Genomic DNA, 2,433 nt, shown 5'->3' on the forward strand with positions numbered 1-2,433 from the left:
GTACTGGTGGGCCGCTGACGAGGTGCCTGCTGAGCAGGTCCTGTTCCAGCGGCCCCCAGCCCGAACGACGCATGCGACTTATCACCGCACGTCGCTCTCCAGTGACTACTCCGTGAGTGCTGGGACAGGGTTCTTGCCGTGGATGTCCGCGTGACAGTTTCCGCAGACCACGAGGGTCTTGCGGTGTCGTGCGGCCATGAGATCTGCCCACGGCGGCCGCTCTCCCGCTCGTCCGAGGTCAGCAAGTCTGGCGACGTGGTGGACCTCCACCTGGTCGACATGCCCGCATGACTCGCATCGTCCGGCAAGGAGCCGGGTGACCAGCTCCTTGCGTTTGATGTTGACCGGGGGCAGCCGACGGTCGGTGACGACCGTCTTCTTGTCCTGTCTCAGCGGGATCCCGCCGAACCGTCCGACCAGTGGTTTCCTGCCGACGCGTTCGACGCGAGCCTCAAAGCACTTACGCAGCCCGTGCGGTGTGGCGACGGTGGCCGCGTACTTGCGGGCCATCTTCGACACCGTCGAGCGGTGCTTGTTGGCCAGCGTCATCAGCATCGAGGTCTCCATGACCCATTGCAGCCGGGCGAGTCGGAAGACGTCGCCGGCCAGCAGGTAGTACTGGACGATGCCGCGGTACTCGGATCCGAAGGTGCTGATGATGACGTGGTCGTCTTGGTTCAGCAGCTCGGGCCGACGCGCGGGTTTGCCGCGCTGCATGTACCGGGCCTGCTTGGCGACCACCACCGAGCGAGGGACATGCAGACCGACCGTCCCGTTGAGGGAGCGTCGTCTGCCGGAGACCTTACGGTCGTCGTGATGCACGGTGATGTCGTAGCCGAGGAACCTCGCCGCCCCGGTGCGAGCGTGCGTGATGAGCGTCTTGTCCGGCGACAGTTCCAGTTTGAGATCGTCACGCAGGAACTGCGCCAGACGCTCTTTGATGTCCTCTGCTTCTGCTTTCGGTCCGGCGAACCCGAGAAGGGTGTCGTCGGCATAGCGCACATACCGCAGCCGCCGATAGCCGGGATCCTGCGGATCCAGACTGGGAATGCGGTGGAGTTGCTTGCGCAGCTCGCGCACTGCCGTGCGGTCACCACGCTTGCTCGCACGCTGCATCGCGCCCCATATTCGATAGAAGGCGCGATTGCCTTTCCTGACCTTTCCTCGGGTGTATTGCGGGATCAGAGTCTGCTCGACGAACTCATCCAACTTGTGCAGATAGATATTAGATAGGATAGGAGAAACGACTCCGCCTTGCGGGCTTCCGCTGTGCGTGGCGTTCCAGATCCAATCCTCCATGTATCCGGCCTTCAGCATGTTCCGCATCAGCCGCAGAAACCGATAATCGTGGATCCTCTCGCCCAGTATCTTGAGCATGACCTCGTGGTCGAGCCGATCGAAACACTGAGCGATATCCCCCTCGATAAACCACGTCGTCCCCGTCCACGTGTGCGCCACATCGCGTAAAGCGGTGTGGCAACCTCGGCGAGGACGGAAACCGTGGGAGGCGTCGGAGAACGTCGGCTCGTAATACGCCTCAAGGAGCAGGCGGATCACCTCGCCGACGAGCTTGTCCGACCAGGGCGGCAGGCCGAGCGGGCGCAGCTTGGCGCTGCCCGGCCGCTTCGGGATGTAGACCCTTCTGGCTGGGCTCCATCGGTAGCGTTCGTGACGCAGCGCATCGATGATGCGCTCGATCGTGCCCAGTGACATGCCGTCCACGGTCTCTGCGCTGACCCCGGGTGTCATCGCTCCCTTGTTGGAGTAGAGACGTCCATAGGCCAGCAGATACAACTGCGGGTTGAAGAGTTGTCGATAGAGCTCATTGCATGGCAGGCCACGCCTGCCGCGTTCATGGAGGACACCCAGCACCGTTTCGGCGCTCTGCATTTCGCATACCTCCCAGCTTCTGTGGTGTCCGATCACCTGGCCCCCTTCGCCCGAATGTGGACGGCTTTCCCGTCCTCCTTGGCCGGTCGTTACTCCGGCGACTACTACGGGGCCTCCGTCGCCATAGGAAGACCTCTTCCCTTAGGCGATCCCATGTTCGTCCTTGTCGTACGTCATAGCGTGATGTAGGTGCCCCACTCATTCCCTTGAATGCCCTCACTGGGCATCGCTCCGCACTCCGGAGGTTGCGTCGGCCATGGCATAAAGCCGTCGCAGGGTGCGGCGTCGGTTACGGGTAGCTTTCCGACGGATTCGACCTTCAATCTTCTGGGAATTAGGGTTCAGGCAATCCAGCTTTCACCGTGTCACGCGGGTCTCTCGACGCGCCGTCCCTGCTACCTGGACCCGGCCGCCGATTTTCTGGCATGCTCTGGTCCCCTTTACCGTTTCCGGATTGGGTAAGCCATCAGACCCAAGAACCTCCCTCCGAATTCCTCCCGGCTGAACCGGGGATACGACAAGGCGCCGCATGGCGCACTGCCA

General features: G+C 62.4%; 1 protein-coding gene. It reads right to left on the reverse strand.

The genetic code is table 11. From position 1 onward, the window contains the following. Positions 1 to 105 precede the first annotated feature (105 nt). Positions 106 to 1,890 (reverse strand): reverse transcriptase domain-containing protein, encoded by a 1,785-nt coding sequence (locus tag ACIBVN_RS60735; protein WP_397151999.1) that lies wholly within the window; start codon positions 1,888 to 1,890, stop codon positions 106 to 108. Positions 1,891 to 2,433 lie beyond the last annotated feature (543 nt).

Origin of the sequence: Nonomuraea sp. NPDC049400 (genome assembly GCF_044466425.1) — a bacterium.
In the GTDB taxonomy this organism is placed as follows: Bacteria; Actinomycetota; Actinomycetes; order Streptosporangiales; family Streptosporangiaceae; genus Nonomuraea.

Coding starts and splice junctions, on each gene's coding strand:
- ACIBVN_RS60735 (WP_397151999.1), bottom strand. CDS start 1,890: ATGCAGAGCGCCGAAACGGTGCTGGGTGTCCTCCATGAACGCGGCAGG.